This window comes from Photobacterium sp. OFAV2-7 (genome assembly GCF_022347985.1).
Classification (GTDB): Bacteria; Pseudomonadota; Gammaproteobacteria; order Enterobacterales; family Vibrionaceae; genus Photobacterium.
In genome coordinates, this window is the sequence record NZ_JAKRFQ010000631.1 from 1 (window position 1) to 3,180 (window position 3,180).

General features: G+C 46.4%; 3 protein-coding genes and 1 riboswitch. Of the genes, 1 reads left to right on the forward strand and 2 read right to left on the reverse strand.

The window, feature by feature from the left end; genetic code table 11:
* Positions 1 to 429: 429 nt before the first annotated feature.
* Complete coding sequence (locus tag MHN01_RS22080; RefSeq protein ID WP_239413463.1) at positions 430 to 1,785, forward strand: alpha-amylase family protein; 1,356 nt, start codon at positions 430 to 432, stop codon at positions 1,783 to 1,785.
* Positions 1,786 to 1,850: 65 nt separating this feature from the next.
* Here MHN01_RS22080 and add read toward each other — a convergent pair whose 3' ends face one another.
* Positions 1,851 to 2,846, reverse strand: a complete 996-nt coding sequence (gene add, locus MHN01_RS22085; protein WP_239413461.1) for an adenosine deaminase — start codon at positions 2,844 to 2,846, stop codon at positions 1,851 to 1,853.
* Between the two features lie 25 nt (positions 2,847 to 2,871).
* Positions 2,872 to 2,971: riboswitch (purine riboswitch) on the reverse strand.
* 104 nt (positions 2,972 to 3,075) lie between these two features.
* Positions 3,076 to 3,180: alternative ribosome rescue factor ArfA (gene arfA, locus MHN01_RS22090; RefSeq protein WP_239413464.1), on the reverse strand; the 105-nt coding region annotated here is incomplete at its 5' end.

A 3,180-nucleotide genomic window follows, 5' to 3' on the forward strand; every position in this document is an offset into this window, starting at 1 on the left:
ATACTGACTTCGGGATATATTGACCAAACAAAAACATATTTCGAATAATCTAGAATGTTACTTCATCCAAATAATTCTTCTATTTCAACATTATAGAGCTAGCTCAATATATTCATCCAATAGCAGTGATATACTGACGCTCAACCAGCATGACAAGCCTTATTTTCCATCCCTACAAAATGTTCATCCACTCACACTACTGACAAGTTCATCACTACCGTTCGAGATACTGCTCTCACCTTTATAAAAAAAAACTAATCATTCAACTGCTTAATAAATAAGCTCCAACCTATTCCAATAACAAAGCAGAGCACAACAATGACGAAACTCAACTCTACATTAGCAACTACAACATCGAAAAAAACATCGGGGATTAACAAGCTAACAAAAGCGAGCCTATTGAGCGCAAGCGCACTGCTAGGCGCAGGCATGTTTGCTTCCCAGGCACATGCCGATACCATTCTTCATGCCTTTAACTGGAAATACAGTGACATCACCACCCAGGCAAAAGAAATAGCGCAAGCGGGCTACAAGACTGTACTCATCTCCCCACCATTAAAATCGACCGGTGATCAATGGTGGGCCCGTTACCAGCCTCAGGACATTCGCCTGATTGACTCACCTGTTGGCAACAAAGAGGATTTGCAGGCACTGATTGCCGCGCTAAAAGCGGAAGGTGTCGGTGTCTATGCCGATGTAGTACTCAATCACATGGCTAACGAGAGCTGGAAACGCAGCGATCTGAATTACCCTGGCAGCGAGCTGCTTGCCCAATATAGCCAAAACGCAGACTACGTAAATCGACAGAAGCTATTTGGTGATCTCAGCTTTGGTCAGTTTTCTGCCAACGACTTTCACCCGGCCGGGTGTATCACCGACTGGAGTAATCCGGGGCACGTGCAATACTGGCGTCTGTGCGGTGGCAATGGCGATGTTGGCTTGCCGGATCTTGATCCAAACGACTGGGTTGTCGGGCAGCAACGACTCTATCTTCAGGCACTTAAAGATATGGGAATATCTGGTTTTCGGGTCGATGCCGTCAAGCACATGAGCAACTACCAGATCACTCAAGTCTTCACCCCTGAGATCACCTCTGGCATGCATGTCTTTGGCGAAGTGATCACCAGTGGTGGCAAGGGCAGCAACGATTACCATGCGTTCCTGGAACCGTACTTGAACGACACCAACCACAGTGCCTACGACTTCCCTCTGTTTGCCTCGATCCGCTCGGCATTTTCGTTTAACGGCAGCATGGCAGTGCTTCATGATCCACAGGCTTATGGTCAGGCATTATCCAATGATCGAGCCGTTACCTTTACCATTACCCACGATATTCCGACCAATGACGGCTTCCGCTATCAGATCATGGATCCGACTGACGAGAATCTTGCCTATGCGTATATTCTGGGCAAAGACGGTGGTACACCGCTAATTTATAGCGATGCACTGCCAGCCAACGAAGACAAGGACAATGGACGCTGGAAAGATGTATGGAACCGCAGTGATATGACTGCCATGATCAGTTTCCATAATCAGATGCAAGGCAAAACAATGCAAACGCTGTACAGCGATCAGTGCCTGCTGGTCTTCAAACGCGAGAAACAAGGGCTTGTCGCAATCAACAAGTGTGGTGAAGAACGCTCCTACACCATTGATACCAATCAGTTCGAGTTCAACTGGTACCTGCCATACAAAGACAAGCTGAGCAGTCATAGCGAAACCATCAGCTCACGCTATCACACGCTTTCTGTACCTGCTCGTACTGCACGAATGCTTGCTCTCTAATTCCAGCAGCTTTGAAACAAAAAGGGCCAGACTTGATGTCTGGCCCTTTTCTAATAAACAGATCGTTATTCTGCGTACTGCATCAGATGCTGCTTCACTGCATCTGTTGCAAAGGAGTGCTCAACACTGACCTTATAAATAGCAAAGTAATCTTCACGGGTTAGATCGAACTCTTCCACTACCTTGCGCACTTCATCTGTCATCGTCGTGTTAGACACAGTACGGTTATCGGTATTGATAGTGATTAGTACACCGTCTTTGTGGAAAGCCTTAATCGGGTGGCTGCTAAGATTATCAACGGCCTTAGTCTGGATGTTGCTGCTAGGACATGTTTCCAGCGCCACAGACTCACTCTTGACCAGCTCATAAGCTTCCGGATGGCCTTTGATATGAATACCGTGGCCAACACGCTCTGCGCCCAATAGCGATACAGCATCATGGACATTCTGGCCGTCGCCCTGCTCACCAGCGTGGATAGTCACTCGATATCCTTTCTCGATGGCATAGTGGGCATATGGAATGAACTCATGGCAGAAGCCAGACACTTCACTCCCCGCCAAGTCGAAAGCGACAACACCGTTATTTAGGTACTTGGCACCGGCATCAATGACTTCGTTAATACGATCCTTCGGCATGGTACGCAGAATCGACAAAATATAATTGCCATGAATATCGTACTGCTCTTCCGCTCTCTTCATACCTTTAACAACACTGCCGATGATCTGGTCAAAGGTCAGGCCGTTTTGCAGGTGAAGCATAGGACCAAAGCGAACTTCCAAATACTTGACGTTCTCTTTGGCTGCATCTTCAAACACTTCAAACGAAATACGCTCAAGCCCTTCTTCTGTTTGCATCACAGAAAGCGGCAGTTCAAAACGCATTAGGTATTCATCAAGGTTCTGGCATGTTTCAGGAGCAACCATCAGCGTTTTGATTTCACTGATATCCTCACTTGGCAAAGTCAGGTTTTGCTGGTGAGCCAGTTCAATAATCGTTTGCGGGCGAACACTACCGTCTAGGTGGCAGTGAAGATCTATCTTGGGCAGGTCGAAGTAATTCATGAGTCTCTACCTTTATTCAAATGGTACATAAAGTTACAGACTTCATAATCAAGAGTTTAAGGCTCTTGGTAGAAACTCCCAAACCATATCATTGGGATTATACGAAGCAAGTTGGCTGAGGAGTCTATCATTGTGATTAACTACCTGCAATCCATACGGTTAGCGCATCTGAGACGGCTAAAATGAATAATTATAGTATAGGGGAAAGAACCCTATGCGATAACAGCAACTATGCTGCTATTGAATAGGACTCTCGTCCTCCGTGCTTACCCTTGCGCTGAAAGCTACCCTTCCCTTTCTTCGTCTTCACGACACGGGTACGAAATAATTTGCT